Raw genomic sequence first — 16,167 nt, 5'->3', positions numbered from 1 at the left:
GCCCAGTGAAATATAACGAGCGGGAGTGCGAAGTGTCATTGCTCAAAATCTACTGGCGCGCCATGGAATATCTTGCAGCCGAGAAAGCTGCAACAATAACCATGTGTATTGCAAGTGTGCTGGTGGCCCTCGTCATGCTGGCCGAGCCAATCCTTTTCGGTCGCGTCATACAGGCGATTTCCGATAAGGGAGACATCGTCACGCAGCTCGCCATGTGGGCTGCTCTCGGTGTTTTCAATATCATAGCGGCTGTCTTCGTGGCGCGCGGCGCAGACCGGCTGGCGCATCGCCGCCGCCTGAGCGTGATGGTCGAATCCTATGAACGCATCATCACCATGCCTCTGGCCTGGCATCAGGAGCGCGGAACATCCAACGCGCTGCATACGCTGATCCGTGCAACGGATTCCCTTTTCACGCTCTGGCTCGAATTCATGCGCCAGCATCTGACGACCATCGTTGCGCTTTGCGCACTTATCCCGGTCGCGATGAATATGGATATGCGCATGTCGCTGGTGCTGATTGTGCTCGGTGTCATCTATATCATGATCGGCCAGCTCGTCATGCGCAAGACGAAGGATGGACAGGCTGCAGTCGAAAAACACCATCATCAGCTATTTGAGCATGTCAGCGACACCATCAGCAATGTCTCTGTCGTCCAGAGCTATAATCGCATCGCATCGGAAACGCAGGCATTGCGCGATTATGCCCGCAAGCTGGAGAATGTTCAGTTTCCAGTTCTCAACTGGTGGGCGCTCGCCAGCGGCCTCAACCGCATGGCCTCGACCTTCTCGATGGTCGTTGTTCTGGTGCTCGGCGCATATTTCGTCACCAGAGGACAGATGCGGGTTGGTGATGTGATTGCCTTTATCGGCTTCGCACAACTCATGATTGGCAGGCTCGACCAGATCAGCGCTTTCATCAATCAGACCGTCACGGCACGCGCCAAGCTTGAAGAGTTTTTCGAGATGGAAGACGCGACCGCCGAGCGTCAGGAGCCCGAAGGAGCGACGGAACTGGAAGACATCAAGGGCGATATTGTTTTCGACAATGTGACCTTTGAATTCCCCAATTCCGGTCAGGGCGTCTATGATGTGTCGTTTCAGGTGAAGCCCGGCCAGACCGTAGCCATTGTTGGCCCGACAGGCGCGGGCAAAACGACGCTGATCAACATTCTCCAGCGGGTGTTTGATCCGGCGGCGGGGCGTATCCTGATCGACGGTGTGGATACACGCACCATCAGCCGCCATTCACTGCGCCACGCCATTGCCACGGTCTTTCAGGATGCGGGCCTCTTCAACCGCTCGGTGGAAGACAATATCCGCATCGGTCGTAGAGATGCCGCCAACGAACAGGTACATGCCGCCGCAAAGGCCGCTGCCGCGCATGACTTCATTCTGGCGAAAAGCCACGGCTACGATACGGTTGTCGGCGAGCGCGGCTCACAGCTTTCGGGCGGCGAACGCCAGCGTCTGGCGATTGCCCGCGCGATCCTGAAGGACTCGCCCATCCTCGTGCTCGATGAAGCCACCAGTGCCCTTGATGTGGAAACCGAAGAAAAGGTGAAGGAAGCCGTCGAAGACCTTAGCCATAACCGCACAACCTTCATCATTGCTCACCGTCTTTCGACCGTCCAGTCGGCCGATCTGGTGCTGTTCATGGACAAGGGGCATCTGGTCGAACAAGGCAGCTTTGGCGAGCTTGCCGTCCGTGGCGGACGCTTCTCGGATCTCCTGCGCGCAGGCGGCCTCAAGCTCGAAGGCAAGCTGGATAAGCCAGCAGAAACGAACGATGCGGAAGAAGGCAATAATGTTATGCAATTCCCGGTCAAAGGATCTGCTGCCTGATTCCGTAAAATAAAACGCCGCAGATTCTGCGGCGTTTTTTATAGCGGCACCTCGAAACGCAACCCGTCATAACCAGGTTCGACATGATCCGGCGTTTCGCGCATGACGGTTTCATAATCGAGCGGCACATGCATATGAGTCAGGATCGCGCGTTTGGGCGTCAGTTCCCCGATCCATTCCAGCGCCTCGCCCAGCGAAAAATGACTTGGATGCGGGCGGTATTGCAAGGCATCGATAATCAGCACTTCCGCGCCGCAAATATGTTTGAGGCTCTCTTTGGGAAACGCGCTGACATCGGTGCAATAGGCAACGCTTCCGATACGGAAGCCGAGCGATTCAATATCGCCATGCATCTGCGAAAACGGCGCGAAACGTATCGGCCCGCCTGCTCCGTCAATCGAAAACGGGATTTCGGGGGCAATATCATGCATGCGCAGGATCGGCGGGTAATTCGAGCCGGGCGGTGTTTCGAAGCAATAACCAAAAGCTTCAAAAAGACGGTTGCGCGTCAGCCTGTTGGCATAGACATCCATCAGCCGCCTGTTTTCCACGACATAGGTTCGCAGATCATCGATGCCATGGATATGATCGGCGTGCGGATGGGTGTAGACAGCCGCATCGAGCGAATGCACATCGGCGTCGATCATCTGGCCCCGAAAATCCGGCCCCGTGTCGATGACAACAACCGTATTGTTACCGCTTTCATCAAAGCGCTCGACCAGAAGGGACGCACGACGGCGGCGGTTTTTCGGATTTTTGGGATCGCAATTTCCCCAATCGCCATTAATGCGCGGCACGCCGGGCGACGAACCGCAGCCCAGAAGCGTGAAACGCAGGCAATTGCGGGGCGACGCCACGATTACTGTCCCTCAACCGGTGCGGGCATTTTGGAGAAAAGCCGGAAGACATTCGCGCTGGTGATCTCGGCAATCTCTTCCTTACTCACACCAATCGTCTCAGCCAGCACGCCAGCCGTATGCTGTACGAAGGACGGCTCGTTGCGTTTGCCGCGATGGGGCATCGGCGCAAGATAGGGCGCGTCGGTTTCCACCAGCAGGCGCTCATGCGGCACAATCTTTGCAACTTCACGAATTTCCGCGGAATTCCTGAACGTCAGAATACCGGAGAAAGAAACGTACCCCCCCAGTTCAATGCCCTTCTTAGCCAGAGCGCGCCCGGAAGAAAAGCAATGTAGAATGAAGGGAAAGGCGCCCTTCTGCATTTCGCTTTCAAGAATTGACGCCATATCCGCATCGGCATTGCGCGCATGGATGACAAGCGGCAATTGCGTGCGGCGCGCGGCCTCTATATGCACCAGAAAGCCCTGTTTCTGGGCTTCCGGCGGTGCATAATCATAGTGATAGTCCAGCCCCGCCTCGCCGATTGCCACCACTTTGGGATGTGCTGCCAGCCGCACGAGGTCGTCAGCGGTCACGTCAAGTTCTTCATGCGCATTGTTTGGATGGGTGCCGACAGAACAATAGACGGATTCATAGGCTTCCGCGAGCGCGCGGATCGTATCGAACTTTCTGACCCGCGTGCAAATCGTGACCATGCGCCTAATGCCCGTATCAAGTGCACGCTGCACAATCGCGTCACGCTCAGGCTCAAAATCGGCAAAGTCCAGGTGGCAATGACTATCGACCAGCATGTTCAACTCAGTTCTGCTCGTCAGCATCCACAAAGCGCGGGAATACCGGCTGCGGTGCTGGCAGTTCGGTTCCAGCAACAAGCGGGCTTGCGGCAATATCGACAAATTGCCGCTTGTCTGCCGGGATCGCCAGAATATCGAGAAGCTTTTCGGCCGATTGCGGAATATAGGGCTGCACCATTATGCCGACGCGCCGGATCACTTCTGCCGTCACATAAAGCACGGTGTCCATGCGCGCCGGATCGGTCTTGCGCAATGCCCAAGGCTCCTGCCCGGCAAAATAACGATTGGCTTCGGCAACGACTGCAAAAATGGAGCCTAGTGCCAGATGCAGCGCCTGATCCCCCATCGCCTTGCGCACGTTTTCAAGTGCGGCCCCGGCCTGATCGAGAATGGCCTTGTCGGCATCCGAAAAGTCACCCGGTTGCGGGACCTTGCCCTCGCAGTTTTTGGCGATCATCGACAGGGAGCGCTGGGCAAGATTGCCCAGATCATTGGCAAGATCGGCATTGGTGCGATTGACGATTGCTTCGTGGCTATAGCTGCCATCCTGACCGAAAGGCACTTCGCGCATCAGGAAATAGCGCAACTGGTCCAGCCCGTAGCGCTCAACCAGATCGAACGGATCAATGACATTGCCGACCGACTTTGACATTTTCTCGCCGCGATTAAACAGAAAGCCGTGCGCGAAGACGCGCTTTGGCAATTCGATGCCCGCCGACATCAGAAATGCTGGCCAGTATACGGCATGGAAGCGCGAAATATCCTTACCTATCACATGCGCGTTTGCAGGCCAGTAGCCCCATTTTTCGCTGCCGGTATCGGGATAGCCGAGCGCGGTAATGTAATTGGTCAAGGCATCGACCCAAACATACATGACGTGTTTTTCATCGCCCGGCACCGGAATGCCCCAGTCGAAAGTAGTGCGCGAAATCGAAAGGTCTTTCAGGCCCGATTTAACAAAGCTGACGATTTCATTGCGGCGCTCGGCAGGCATGATGAAGCCCGGATTCTTCTCGTAAAGATCGAGAAGCCTGTCCTGATAATTGGACAGGCGGAAGAAATAGCTTTCCTCCTCAACCCATTCGACAGGCGTGCCCTGCGGGCCGTAGCGAACGCCATCCTCACGGACTTCGGTTTCGTCCTCGCCATAATAGGCTTCGTCGCGCACCGAATACCAGCCGGCATAGCCGCCCTTATAGATGTCGCCATTGGCGGCCATCGCCTGCCAGATACCCTGAGTGGCCTTGTAATGACGTTCTTCCGATGTGCGGATATATTCGTCATGCGAGCTGTTGAGCATTTCGCCCATGCGCTGGAACGCCGCCGTATTGCGGTCAGCCAGTTCACGCGGCGTGATGCCTTCCTTGCGCGCGCTCTGCAACATCTTGATACCATGTTCGTCGGAGCCGGTAAGGAACCAGACATCCTTGCCATCGAGGCGTTGGAAACGCGCCAGAGCGTCGGTTGCAATCAGCTCATAGGCATGACCGATATGGGGCTTGCCGTTCGGGTAAGCAATCGCGGTGGTGATATAGAATTTTTCGCGGCTCATTATGGACCCGGTCTTTCGATGATTGGAAACGCATCTGAATGATCACCAGACACGCAAAATAGAAAATTTGTCAGCGGTGACATAACCCATGTCAGCGATCATGTCACGCCAGCGAAGGCACGCCAGACTGAAAAGCGCGATGGGTTTTTTGCAGGAGGATCAAAACCGCTTGCCTGCGGTCGAGATTATAGGTCTCCGCGTCAAAAATTTCGCGGGTAAGGTCGCTCCAGAAACGCGACCACCGGTCGGCGTCACGCAATTGCCCCGAATCCGCAAAACGCCGTGCTTCGGCTGCAATGCGCCCCATCAGATAATCGCGAAACAATTCATACTGAACTTCAGCATCGCGGCCGTTCACCACGCCCGCAAGTGCCTGCGCCTTTGGAAGGTCGAATATCTGACCGCTCAATACGCCATCGACCGTATCGGAAAGTTCAAGTCCGCCATATGCCGCCAGAAGCAGGGCCTTGCGCACGCTGCCTTCTGAGCGCTCCAGCAGGGAGGGCGTAATGCCGCTGGCGTCCAGACCTATACTGGAACCAATATGCACCAATGCGTCAGTCAGGGCATCGTCGCCCAGCGGTTTGAACTGGATGCTCTGGCAACGCGAACGGATCGTGGGCAGAAGACGGCCCGAAGAATGTGAAACCAGAATGAAAATTGCGCGCGCAGGCGGTTCTTCCAGAGTTTTAAGCAAGGCATTGGCCGCATTGCGATTCATATCGTCCGCCGGATCGACAATGACGATGCGCCATGCATTATCGGACGCAGTACGGGTAAGAAAATGCGTTACACGGCGGATTTCCTCAACAGGAATACCCGTTCTGAATTTTCCGGTCTTCTGATCGAAGGGGCGGTTGATATGAAGGACAGCCGGATGCATTCCGCCTGCAATCTGCCGCCAGAGCGGCTTGCTGAAATCAGGCGTGGAAATCGCTTCCGGTGCGCTCGCATGGTCGCCATGGGCGAGCATATGACCGGCAAGGTGAAATGCCAGTGTAGCCTTGCCAATTCCCTGCGTTCCTTCAAACAGAAGGGCGTGATGCATTCTGCCTTCGCGATAGGCTTGCGCAAGAAAAGCCGCTATTTCATCATGTCCGGTGAGGTAAGCGCTCGCGGAGGGCTCCGCCACTCCCTCGATGGAATCCTGTGTTTTGGGAACATCCAGCCCTTCGATCACAGAAGCCCCCTCTTCTTCAGAATCTCATCAACGATCACAATGATATCATCGGATATTTCCGCCAGGGGACGATCCGCATTCACGATCTTACAACGGTCAGGTTCGGCTTTGGCAATTGCGAGGAATGCCTGACGGCGAGCTTCATGCACTGCTATATCTTCCTTTTCGAAACGATCCGCCACATCCTTTCCGCGGCGCTTCCCTGCTCGCGACATTCCTTTTTCGGCGGTTATGTCGAGAATGAGCGTCAGATCGGGCATCATGCCATCGATGGCGATGCGCTCAATAGCCGCCATATAGGTCGCGTCGAGATTACCGGTTACGCCCTGATAGACGCGGCTCGAATCAATAAACCGATCGCAAAGCACGACGCACCCCTTAGCCAAGGCGGGGCGGATGAGTTGATCAACATGATCGGCACGAGCGGCGGCAAAGAGCAAAGCTTCCATGGCAGGCCCGTAATTTTCCGCATTGCCGCTCAAAATGACGTGGCGAATGGCTTCTGCGCCCGGAGAACCGCCGGGTTCGCGCGTTATCAGCGGATCCAGCCCCAACGAGCGCAAATGCTCTGCGAGCAAGGCGATTTGGGTCGATTTCCCCGCCCCCTCCCCACCTTCGAAGGTAATAAACAATCCGCTCACGCTGGTTTCCGTACAATAAGTGTATGCCCAAACGGGCTTTTGCCCTATTTATCGGCGTTTAGACGTAAGGTCGAGCCTTTAGAGCGGCACCTGTTTAAACGGAATCATCGGAACCGCTCTAAGTCTTTGTTTANCGGGCTTTTGCCCTATTTATCGGCGTTTAGACGTAAGGTCGAGCCTTTAGAGCGGCACCTGTTTAAACGGAATCATCGGAACCGCTCTAAGTCTTTGTTTAAACGCATTATCCGGACGCAAAATCGCTATGCACTTTTGCTGGGAGTTCTCTAGAGATATTTCCTCAGCCAACCCGTCGCAAGTTCGATTGCGGCGTCGAAAGCGCGTTGCGAAAGACTACCCGTAGCGACCGGTTGAGCAGTAAAAACCGGGACTTTCTGGACAATATCGCCATTGAGTTCAAATTGCAGTGATCCAATCTGCCTACCGCCTTCGACAGGGGCATACAACGGTGCTTCATAAACAATGCGCGCCTTGAGCTTGTCTCGTCCATCTTTGGGCAGCAGAAGCTCGACCTCGTCGATGACTTTCAAGGCAACCCGCGCCTGCGCGCCGCCATAGATCTGCGCCTCGCCCACCTGTTCGTTCGCTGCATAAATATGCACCCTATCGAATGCAGTCATACCCCATTCTATAAGTTTTTTAGCCTCTTCCTCACGCTCCTTGGCACTTGCAAGTCCGCTCATGGCAAGAAAGAGCCTGCGTCCGTTCTGTTCTGCCGAGGCAACCAGAGCATAACCAGAGTCTTCTGTAAAACCGGTGCCCATTCCATCGGCTCCAACCTCAAGACGCAACAGTGGATTGCGGTTACGCTGGAAAATATTGTTCCAGGTGAAAGCCGCTTGGGCGTAATATTTGTAAAGTTCAGGATAAGCGGTGCGGACGTGACGCGCGAGTTTTATCAGATCAGACAGCGTTACCACCTGTCCTTCAGCGGGCAATCCGGTGGAGTTTACGAAACGAGAATCGTGCAGCCCCAGTTCATTTGCCCGGTCATTCATCTTTTGCGCGAAAGCCTGTTCGCTTCCGGCCAATCCTTCGGCGAGAACGATCGCACCATCATTTGCCGCCTGCACGATCATGCCTTGCAAAAGGTCCGCAACCGTTGGGGTCGACTTAATGCGCGCAAACATCGTTGACGTCCCCGATGGCGCACCGCCCGTCCGCCACGCATATTCGCTGACCGGATAGGTCGTTTCTAAGGTAATCTGGCCTTTTTTCAGTGCACCGAAAACGATTTCCGCTGTCATCAGCTTCGCAAGCGAAGCTGGCGGAATTTCCTTGTTCGGGTGTTTCGACAGAAGCACAGTGCCGCTGCCATCATCGATCAGCAGCACCTGCGGCGCTTTGGTTGCAAGTGCGCCCTCGGCTGTATCAGCCCCGGCAGGCGGGGTCATCACCGACATTGCAACGGAGATGACCATTGCAAACTTTATGCTCTTTGAAAAAAGCCCCATAATTTACCCACTACGCAAGCAACCATGGCGAGCTTACGCAGCGTCTTTGGTTAAAATCAATCCGCACGAACGATAAAGGCGTCCGTTGCGCCGGCATTCCACGCCGCTTGCAACAGATCGTCATTGCTGCCGTTTTCAGCAAAAGCCGCCAGCTCGTAAAGCTCACCATTTTCGGCGGGAATTCTTGTCCGCGTGACTTTAGCAAAAGGCGGCAAGACTTTTTCCAGCCTGTCGACCTCAGCGAGCGTCCCGAACAGGCCAAGCTCGACATATTCGCGCTTTTCATCCGCATTTCTGCGCTTCCATGCACTCGATATAGCACTTGCGGTCAGGATGTCGCCATAGGTCCGTTCCTGGACATACTCCGCAGCAGCCAAACGGTCCGTGGCGTAGCCCGCAAGTCCACCAATACTGGCGGCACCGGCAACGCTGAAGCTGGAAGCGGGGCGCTGCGACGGTACAGGCACATTAACGGGAAGCACTGGCGCCTCGCCCAATGCATTGCCATAGGCGGGATTAATCTCGAAGGGCGAAGCTTGCGGCACAGGAACGGATATCGGCATCGCTGCCATTGCCGGGGGGGTCGGCGTCGGGCCATTCATCGCCATCATGACACCCGTGGCAGGCTGGCCAATCATATCGTCATTGCCGGGCTGGTACGACGCCATCAGATAGGAATCGTCATTTCCGTCCAGCGGCGCGCGCCCTACATATTGCACCTTCACATCGGCGGTTCCGTGATGCTTGTAATCCAGCAGTTCAGCGGCTTTTTGGGAAAGATCGATAATACGATTGCGCTCAAAAGGACCGCGATCATTGACGCGGACGATAATAGAGCTGCCATTCGCGGTGTTAGTGACACGCGCATAGCTTGGGAGCGGCATAGTTGGATGCGCAGCAGTCAGGTGCTCCATATCATAAATTTCGCCATTGGCGGTTAGTCGGCCATGGAAAGCACTGCCATACCAGGACGCCCGGCCAGTAGCGGCGTAATTCTTGTTTTCCTTGGGATAATACCAACGGCCCTTAACCTGATAAGGCTTGCCGATCTGATTACGTCCACCGCCGCGCGGCAATGGCTTGCCCTGTGCAGCATCAACACGAGGGCTGGCCTTCACCCCATATTTGGATTCAGCAAAATATTCTTTCGACCGTTTTTTCTTCGGCTTCTGATCGGGAGAGCCCGCGCAACCAGCAAGGACCGCAGCCAAGGCCGTGAAGGCCAGCATCGTAGCTGTTCCTCGTTTCCCCTGCCATCGATATGAACTCATACGCCACACGCCCGCAATTCGATAAACGGCTTCAAGACCGTTCCAAGCTTTTTAAAAATCATTGATCTCACTGAATCATTGACGGAACATTAATGACTTCACAACGCCTGTAATTGAATCGGACACAAATACGACCGGATAATCCAGCCGCCAGGAACTATCTCCATAGAGGAACGTTCTAATTCCAACAGGAAGGAGATACAATATGTTCCGTGCACTGATCCTTTGGCTTTTAGGCGTCCCGTTTCTCGTCGTTTTGCTTATCTGGTATTTTTTCTTTTAGTGTTGGAACATTCGGAAGGCCCAACCGTTATACCAGCGGCTCTTATGACCTCCGAGCCAGTCACCTAACGTCATGAACTTGGCCCGCTTCTCGATAGGCGGGCCATTCTTTTGACTATCATTGCGGACGCTAAACCGGTTGTTAAATCGGCTGGGGCCTGTAAACAGTGATGGCCTTGCGACGAAGACGAAAATGAGCCGGGGTCCAGGTCGAAAGCTCACCATCTGTATTCACTGGTCGCGGTTTCTTCGTCTTTATGACAACTTCTGTCGTGGAAAAAGCACGGACATCGTCCCATTTCGAATGCGTGCCCTGACGCAGACTGGGCAGCAATTGCAGCAATTTCCACCAGTGATGGATCTCGAGGCTGTAGAAATCAAGCAGGCCATCATCAATGGCCGCGTCGCTTTTGACCGCCATGCCGCCGCCGTAAAACTTGCCATTTCCCACCGAAATCTGGAATGTCTTCATCTTTTCGGTCAATCCATCATGTTCCAGATAGGCTGTAAAAAGTTCCGACCGCATCACAATACGGCCAGCGGCAATGGCATAGCCCAGCTTGCCCCATTTCTTCTTCGCATCGGCGCTTAATTTGTCGGCTAACTCTGCGCTGAAACCAATGCTCGCGACATTAAAATAGAGATGCCCGTTTACCTCGCCAAGATCGATAGGATGCGGGCTGTATGTCAGCAGTTGACGCGCGGCATCGATAGGGTTTGCCGGAATTCCGATCGTGCGGGCAAAATCATTCGCCGTTCCAAGCGGCAATATTGCAAGTGGAAGCCCGGTTTGGACAAGACCTTTTGCGGCGGCGTTCAGGGTTCCGTCTCCGCCGCCGACGATAACGAGATCGATTCCCTCGCTTGCGCTTATTATTACGTCAGAAAGAGTTTCATCACCCTGCGCTGCCTTCTCAACCAACGAAAAGCCACCGCGTTCCAGAGTGGACCGCATGGAAGGGCTAAATCCTTTACCATTACGGGCTTTGGGGTTAACGATGAGCAATGCGTGGCGTCTGGGATGCGGGGCCATAAATTACCTGTTACATGAATGGGGTTTGATCCATTCAAATGGGGACAGTTTTACGGATATCAAAGGGCGGGATGATGAATTCTTCACATTCCTACTGCTCAAACCTCGCCCGGCAAGGATATTATGGCAGGATTGCCTTTTCGTCTCCGGAACGAATTTCAAGCCATCGACATAAACAAGGCGTATATTACACGGGGCAGTATCGGCCGAGGAGGCTTCTTGACAACGGATGATTCCGGCGCGATGAAAGACAGGCTGCCGTGTGAGCGTATCCGAGCGGGTATGATGTAATGGTAGCTTGTCAGCTTCCCAAGCTGAACGCGCGGGTTCGATTCCCGCTACCCGCTCCATTTTGGCAAGTTTTTTCAAGCAAGTTCTTAGCTCCGCAAAAACATGCGTATGGAGTCTGAAATAAACTGCCGCTTTGATTGTTGTTGCATTGGAGAAGGTGGAAGTGAATCGCGGGCAAGCTGGAGTTCGGTGATCTTCGCGCCTAGGTCCAGAAGTTCCCTGAGCTCGGACAGCGTGAAACCGGGCCCTATATTGGTGCTGACAAAATCACAAGAACAGAAGGAGACGTGAAATGTCGGCTACAGCTATTCACCAATCAAACGGCAAGAAGGCGGACCTCCACAGGATGGTGATGCCCGACCACACTTGTCCGTACGGTCTCAAGGCCAAGGATCTTCTGAAGCGATCGGGATACGAGGTCGAGGATCACCACCTGACGACGCGCGAGGAGACGGACGCCTTCAAGGCGCAGCACGGCGTCAAGACCACACCCCAGACGTTCATCGCCGGCGAGCGCATCGGAGGCTACGACGACCTGCGCAGATTCCTCGGCAAGCCCGTCGCGGACCCTAATGCGACCAGCTACCGTCCTGTAGTTGTACTGTTTGCGTTGACCGCGTTGATGGCTCTTGGGGCGAGCTACGCCGTCATGGGCAGCGTGTTCACCGTCCGGGCGGCAGAGTGGTTTATCGCCTTCTCGATGGTGGTGCTGGCGCTGCTGAAGCTCCAGAACGTCGAGAGCTTTGCAACGATGTTCCTGAATTACGACCTGTTGGCGAAACGGTGGGTGCCCTATAGCTACATCTATCCTTACGCGGAGGGTTTCTCCGGTGTGCTGATGGTCGCCGGCGCGTTGACTTGGCTGTCGGTGCCGGTTGCACTCTTCATCGGCACAGTCGGCGCAGTGTCGGTCTTCAAGGCTGTCTACATCGACAGGCGCGAGCTGAAATGCGCTTGCGTCGGCGGGTCGAGCAACGTGCCGCTCGGCTTCATCTCGCTGACCGAGAACCTGATGATGATCGCAATGGCGATCTGGATGTCGCTCGTGGCCTTTGGAGTTGCTCCCGGCACCGCTTACACGATGTAGGCCAAGGCATTGCGATGAGCATTACCGATGCCTGTTGCCGTACTAACGGCAGCAGTTAATGGGAACTGTCTAACTTATGGTAAGGATGATTACCGATCGAACATCAGATTGAATTCTAACGGTTGCGAATTCTCTCGGCGATTCTGTTCATCTGCTCAATCTCTTCACGCTGCGCTTTGGTGATCTCGCTGCAAAGCGCTACGAGTTCGGGATCGGAGAGGTCTGCCTCGCGGCACATCAGGACAGCACCGGAATGGTGCGGGACCATGGAGCTAATAAACTGGCGATCATCGATGATTGCCTGGGCGCGTGTCGCCCAGAACGACCCGGCGGTGAGCGCTGCGAAGAGAACGTAGAGTACGAGATTCGCCCTGCGGTTCGGATACATGCCCGGCATTGTGGCGAGCATAAAGATGCCCATCGGTGCCCACATGGTGACCGCCATGTAGAACATGTTCAGATTGTTCCTGAAGTCGCCCCAACCATCGATCATGGAGAACATGACGACGTACATGACGGCGAGGCCGAGAGCCATATTGACCCAGAACATCAGGTAAGGATGGCTATAAGAACGGCGTCTCCCGCCATCTTGCTCTGTGTGCGCCTCATGGTCGTTCGACATTTGCCTTCTCCGGTCTGTACCCGATGCCAGGCTTTAAGGGGCAACGAGAGTTCACTTCCACGCTATTAAACCGCGCGTTACCTCAGATGGTTCCAAGCTGACTACAAAGGTACCCGAGGAAGTCCGTCGTCGAGATTGGTCAAGCGGATCCCGCTACCCTGTTCGTTCGGAATGGGTGGAATTTTGGCGCGCCGCACCAGGTGGAGATGCAACTATGTCTACGCTATTCTCCTCCATAGTCCTCCTTAACGCTGTCACCGGCGCTGACGCGAGCTTACTCGGTTAGGCCGTTGAGAATTTCCGCTGGTGTTCAGCGCAACTTTGGCGTATCTATTATCTCAATGATTCTTGAATTATTGAGATAATGATGCATGAAAAACAAGCCCTCAATGCCTTTGCCGCGCTGTCGCAGGAAACGAGGCTGCGCGTCGTTCAGATGCTGGTTGCTGCTGGTCCCGAAGGCATGCCAGCCGGAGCCATCGGCGAGGCGATGGACGGCGCGTCGTCGTCCCGCATATCGTTTCATCTGAGCCATCTTGAACAGGCTGGGCTCGTCGAATCCCGGCGTGATGGGCGGTCAATCATCTATAGCGCCGCTCTGACCACGCTTTCCCGCCTTGTTGAATTCCTCATGCGCGATTGCTGCCAGGGCCATCCAGAGGTCTGCAATCCAGCAATGGCCGCGTTGTCCTCCTGCTGCGAACCCACAAAAGGGATTTCCCATGCCTGATACTGCTCAACCCGACCACATCTTTAATGTCTTGTTTCTCTGCACTGGCAATTCCGCACGCTCCATCCTCGCCGAAAGCATTTTAAACAAGGATGGTGCCAGCCGCTTCCGCGCCTTCTCCGCCGGAAGTCAGCCGAAAGGTTCGGTCAATCCCCTTGCCCTGAAAGTGCTGAGGAGCTTTGATTATCCCGCCGATAGCTTCCGCTCGAAGAACTGGGAAGAGTTTACCGGACCCGATGCGCCTGTCATGGATTTCGTGTTTACCGTCTGTGACAGTGCCGCTGGCGAAACGTGCCCGGTCTGGCCCGGCCAGCCCATGACCGCCCATTGGGGGATCGAAGACCCCGCCGCCGTCGATGGTATGGATATCCAGAAGGAAGCCGCCTTCGTTGCGGCCTTCCGGTACATGAAAAACCGCATCTCGACCTTTACATCCCTGCCTGTCGCTAGTCTAAACAAGGCATCGCTGCGCATCAAGCTCGCAGAGATCGGCCAGGCCGAAGGCACGTCCTCTCCGCGAGACAGCGCAGCGTGAGGCGGTTCATGGATATCATCATCTATCACAACCCCGATTGTGGCACGTCGCGCAACACCCTGGGTCTGATCCGCAATGCCGGTGTCGAGCCGCATGTCATCGAATATCTAAAGACGCCACCAAGCCGAGCAATGCTTGAGCAGCTGATCGAGCGCATGGGTATCTCCGTCCGCGCCCTGCTGCGCTTGAAGGGCACGCCCTATGCCGAGTTGGGCCTTAGCGACTCAAAGCTGAGTGACCAACAATTGCTCGACGCTATGATGGCGCGTCCCATTCTCATCAACCGTCCCATCGTCATCAGCCCCAAGGGCGTGAAGCTCTGCCGACCTTCCGAGGAAGTGCTCGACCTTCTGCCGCCGCAACGTGGTGAGTTCATCAAGGAAGATGGCGAGCCTGTGATCGACGAACTCGGCCGCCGCGTCGCGACCGCTTGAGGAGAATCTATGTCCACCTTTGAACGCTACCTCACCCTTTGGGTCGCACTGTGTATTGTCGTGGGTATTGCCCTCGGTCACTTTCTGCCCGGTGTTTTCCAGGCCATCGGTGCAGCCGAAATCGCCAGTGTAAACCTACCGGTGGCGGCTCTAATCTGGCTGATGGTCATTCCCATGTTGCTCAAAATCGACTTTGCCGCATTGGGCGAGGTCGGCCGCCACTGGCGGGGCATCGGCGTAACGCTCTTCATCAACTGGGCGGTGAAGCCCTTCTCCATGGCGCTGCTGGGATGGCTGTTCATCGGCTGGCTTTTCCGGCCATATCTGCCAGCGGACCAGATAGACTCCTATATCGCCGGCCTCATAATCCTTGCCGCCGCGCCTTGCACGGCCATGGTCTTCGTCTGGTCGAACCTGACCAAAGGTGAACCGCATTTCACGCTTTCACAGGTTGCCCTCAATGATGCGATCATGGTGGTGGCTTTCGCCCCGATTGTCGGGCTGTTGCTCGGCCTGTCAGCGATCACGGTACCGTGGGGCACGCTCGTCCTATCAGTCGTGCTCTATATCGTCATTCCGGTTATCATCGCGCAGATCCTGCGTCATCGCCTGCTGGCAAACGGCGGGCAGGTGGTGCTCAATCGGCTGCTCGCCAAACTCGGCCCGGCATCGCTTGTCGCACTTCTGGCAACGTTGGTGCTGCTGTTCGGCTTCCAGGGCGAACAGATCATCGCGCAACCGATGATCATTGGCCTGCTCGCTGTACCCATCCTTATTCAGGTGTATTTCAACTCCGGGCTCGCCTATCTGCTCAACCGGATGACGGGCGAACAACATTGCGTTGCCGGGCCGTCGGCGCTGATCGGGGCATCGAACTTCTTCGAGCTGGCCGTTGCCGCTGCCATCAGTCTATTCGGCTTCCAATCGGGTGCAGCACTCGCCACCGTGGTCGGTGTGTTGATAGAGGTGCCGGTGATGCTTTCCGTCGTCTGGATCGTGAATCGTTCGAAAGGCTGGTATGAGCGCGGTGAGAAGCTCAGGGTCGTGGCCGAGGCGAAGCGCTGATGCCGCGTGATCGTCCTAACATCGATGGCGCATGCCTGGATATACCCAGGACCGACCGGCTCCAGGCCGCGCTCTCGCCCCATCCACGGCGGTTGTGTTGTCTGCGCGGTGCTTCCGTAGGTAGTCCAAACAGAGACTGTTAAACCACTCTACGCGTGGATTCGTTTGAATTGCACGTTTTCTGGCACGAATGGGGCGTGAAGGGAGATGCTTAGACTCAAGGTAGTTGAATAGCCCCCCTATTGGCAATTTTCTGCAGATTGAAGCGGGCGCCGAATTTTACTGCATCCTCGGGATTATGAGCAATGATATCGCTGTCTTGTCCCGTCATTACGCCTTGGGCATTGGCTATGATGGCGAAACTGTTGGCGTCAATCCTGGTCACACTTTCGATCTTGAACGCGCCTTCGGTCAGCGCATAGAAGCGATCATCTGTCAATCGGAACGGAATATTCACCCCCTTTACTTGTCCAA

Annotated in this window: 16 protein-coding genes and 1 tRNA gene; 7 read left to right on the top strand and 10 right to left on the bottom strand. The window is 55.4% G+C overall.

From position 1 onward, the window contains the following. Positions 1-32: 32 nt before the first annotated feature. Positions 33-1,844 carry a glucan ABC transporter ATP-binding protein/ permease gene (locus tag KUG47_RS13270; RefSeq protein WP_217678461.1) on the top strand — a complete coding sequence of 604 codons (1,812 nt, stop codon included), beginning with the start codon at positions 33-35 and terminating at the stop codon, positions 1,842-1,844. A 38-nt stretch (positions 1,845-1,882) separates the two neighbouring features. Here the strand turns inward: KUG47_RS13270 and KUG47_RS13265 are convergent, their stop codons facing one another. The 8 genes from KUG47_RS13265 to KUG47_RS13230 form a co-directional block, all read right to left on the bottom strand. Beyond that, positions 1,883-2,701, bottom strand: coding sequence for an MBL fold metallo-hydrolase (locus KUG47_RS13265; protein ID WP_217678460.1), 819 nt, complete (start codon positions 2,699-2,701; stop codon positions 1,883-1,885). A gap of 2 nt (positions 2,702-2,703) precedes the next feature. After that, positions 2,704-3,495: a TatD family hydrolase gene (locus KUG47_RS13260; protein ID WP_217678459.1), complete on the bottom strand. Its 792-nt coding sequence runs from the start codon at positions 3,493-3,495 to the stop codon at positions 2,704-2,706. A gap of 7 nt (positions 3,496-3,502) precedes the next feature. Next, entirely contained in the window at positions 3,503-5,050 is a 1,548-nt protein-coding gene (gene metG, locus KUG47_RS13255) for a methionine--tRNA ligase (RefSeq protein WP_217678458.1), read from the bottom strand. Positions 5,051-5,153: 103 nt separating this feature from the next. Then, positions 5,154-6,230, bottom strand: coding sequence for a DNA polymerase III subunit delta' (locus KUG47_RS13250; RefSeq protein ID WP_217678457.1), 1,077 nt, complete (start codon positions 6,228-6,230; stop codon positions 5,154-5,156). Then, complete coding sequence (tmk, locus tag KUG47_RS13245) at positions 6,227-6,871, bottom strand: dTMP kinase (protein WP_217678456.1); 645 nt, start codon at positions 6,869-6,871, stop codon at positions 6,227-6,229. The genes KUG47_RS13250 and tmk overlap by 4 nt, the downstream gene beginning before the upstream one ends. A gap of 284 nt (positions 6,872-7,155) precedes the next feature. Then, complete coding sequence (locus tag KUG47_RS13240) at positions 7,156-8,343, bottom strand: D-alanyl-D-alanine carboxypeptidase family protein (RefSeq protein ID WP_217678455.1); 1,188 nt, start codon at positions 8,341-8,343, stop codon at positions 7,156-7,158. A 56-nt stretch (positions 8,344-8,399) separates the two neighbouring features. Then, positions 8,400-9,614 (bottom strand): septal ring lytic transglycosylase RlpA family protein, encoded by a 1,215-nt coding sequence (locus tag KUG47_RS13235; RefSeq protein WP_254799561.1) that lies wholly within the window; start codon positions 9,612-9,614, stop codon positions 8,400-8,402. Positions 9,615-10,038: 424 nt separating this feature from the next. Beyond that, entirely contained in the window at positions 10,039-10,929 is an 891-nt protein-coding gene (locus KUG47_RS13230; RefSeq protein ID WP_217678453.1) for a lipid kinase, read from the bottom strand. 276 nt (positions 10,930-11,205) lie between these two features. Here KUG47_RS13230 and KUG47_RS13225 point away from each other — a divergent pair. Next, positions 11,206-11,279, top strand: a tRNA-Gly gene (locus KUG47_RS13225). Between the two features lie 233 nt (positions 11,280-11,512). Continuing rightward, a complete protein-coding gene (locus KUG47_RS13220; protein WP_217678452.1) occupies positions 11,513-12,307 on the top strand; it encodes a glutaredoxin family protein in 795 nt (264 codons plus the stop codon). A 115-nt stretch (positions 12,308-12,422) separates the two neighbouring features. Here KUG47_RS13220 and KUG47_RS13215 read toward each other — a convergent pair whose 3' ends face one another. Continuing rightward, on the bottom strand, positions 12,423-12,929 hold the full coding sequence (locus KUG47_RS13215; protein WP_217678451.1) for a DUF305 domain-containing protein: 507 nt from the start codon (positions 12,927-12,929) through the stop codon (positions 12,423-12,425). Between the two features lie 367 nt (positions 12,930-13,296). Between KUG47_RS13215 and KUG47_RS13210 the strand changes: the two genes are divergently transcribed. Genes KUG47_RS13210 through arsB form a run of 4 tightly spaced genes read left to right on the top strand, consistent with a single transcriptional unit; the run spans position 13,297 to position 15,693 of the window. Continuing rightward, positions 13,297-13,659 carry an ArsR/SmtB family transcription factor gene (locus KUG47_RS13210; protein WP_217678656.1) on the top strand — a complete coding sequence of 121 codons (363 nt, stop codon included), beginning with the start codon at positions 13,297-13,299 and terminating at the stop codon, positions 13,657-13,659. Next, a complete protein-coding gene (locus tag KUG47_RS13205) occupies positions 13,652-14,194 on the top strand; it encodes an arsenate reductase ArsC (protein WP_217678450.1) in 543 nt (180 codons plus the stop codon). Before KUG47_RS13210 ends, KUG47_RS13205 begins: the two co-directional genes overlap by 8 nt. A gap of 8 nt (positions 14,195-14,202) precedes the next feature. Next, the gene (gene arsC, locus KUG47_RS13200; RefSeq protein WP_217678655.1) at positions 14,203-14,628 is read left to right on the top strand and encodes an arsenate reductase (glutaredoxin); all 426 of its coding nucleotides are present in this window, start codon (positions 14,203-14,205) and stop codon (positions 14,626-14,628) included. Between the two features lie 9 nt (positions 14,629-14,637). Then, entirely contained in the window at positions 14,638-15,693 is a 1,056-nt protein-coding gene (gene arsB, locus KUG47_RS13195; protein ID WP_217678449.1) for an ACR3 family arsenite efflux transporter, read from the top strand. 217 nt (positions 15,694-15,910) lie between these two features. On the opposite strand, the gene KUG47_RS13190 is transcribed toward arsB, so the two are convergent. Beyond that, the coding region (locus tag KUG47_RS13190) for a hypothetical protein (protein ID WP_217678448.1) at positions 15,911-16,167 on the bottom strand (257 nt) is incomplete at its 5' end.

The sequence above is a fragment of the Falsochrobactrum tianjinense genome, from assembly GCF_019100495.1.
GTDB lineage: Bacteria > Pseudomonadota > Alphaproteobacteria > Rhizobiales > Rhizobiaceae > Brucella > Brucella tianjinense.
This window is presented reverse-complemented; position numbering and strand designations above follow the sequence as displayed.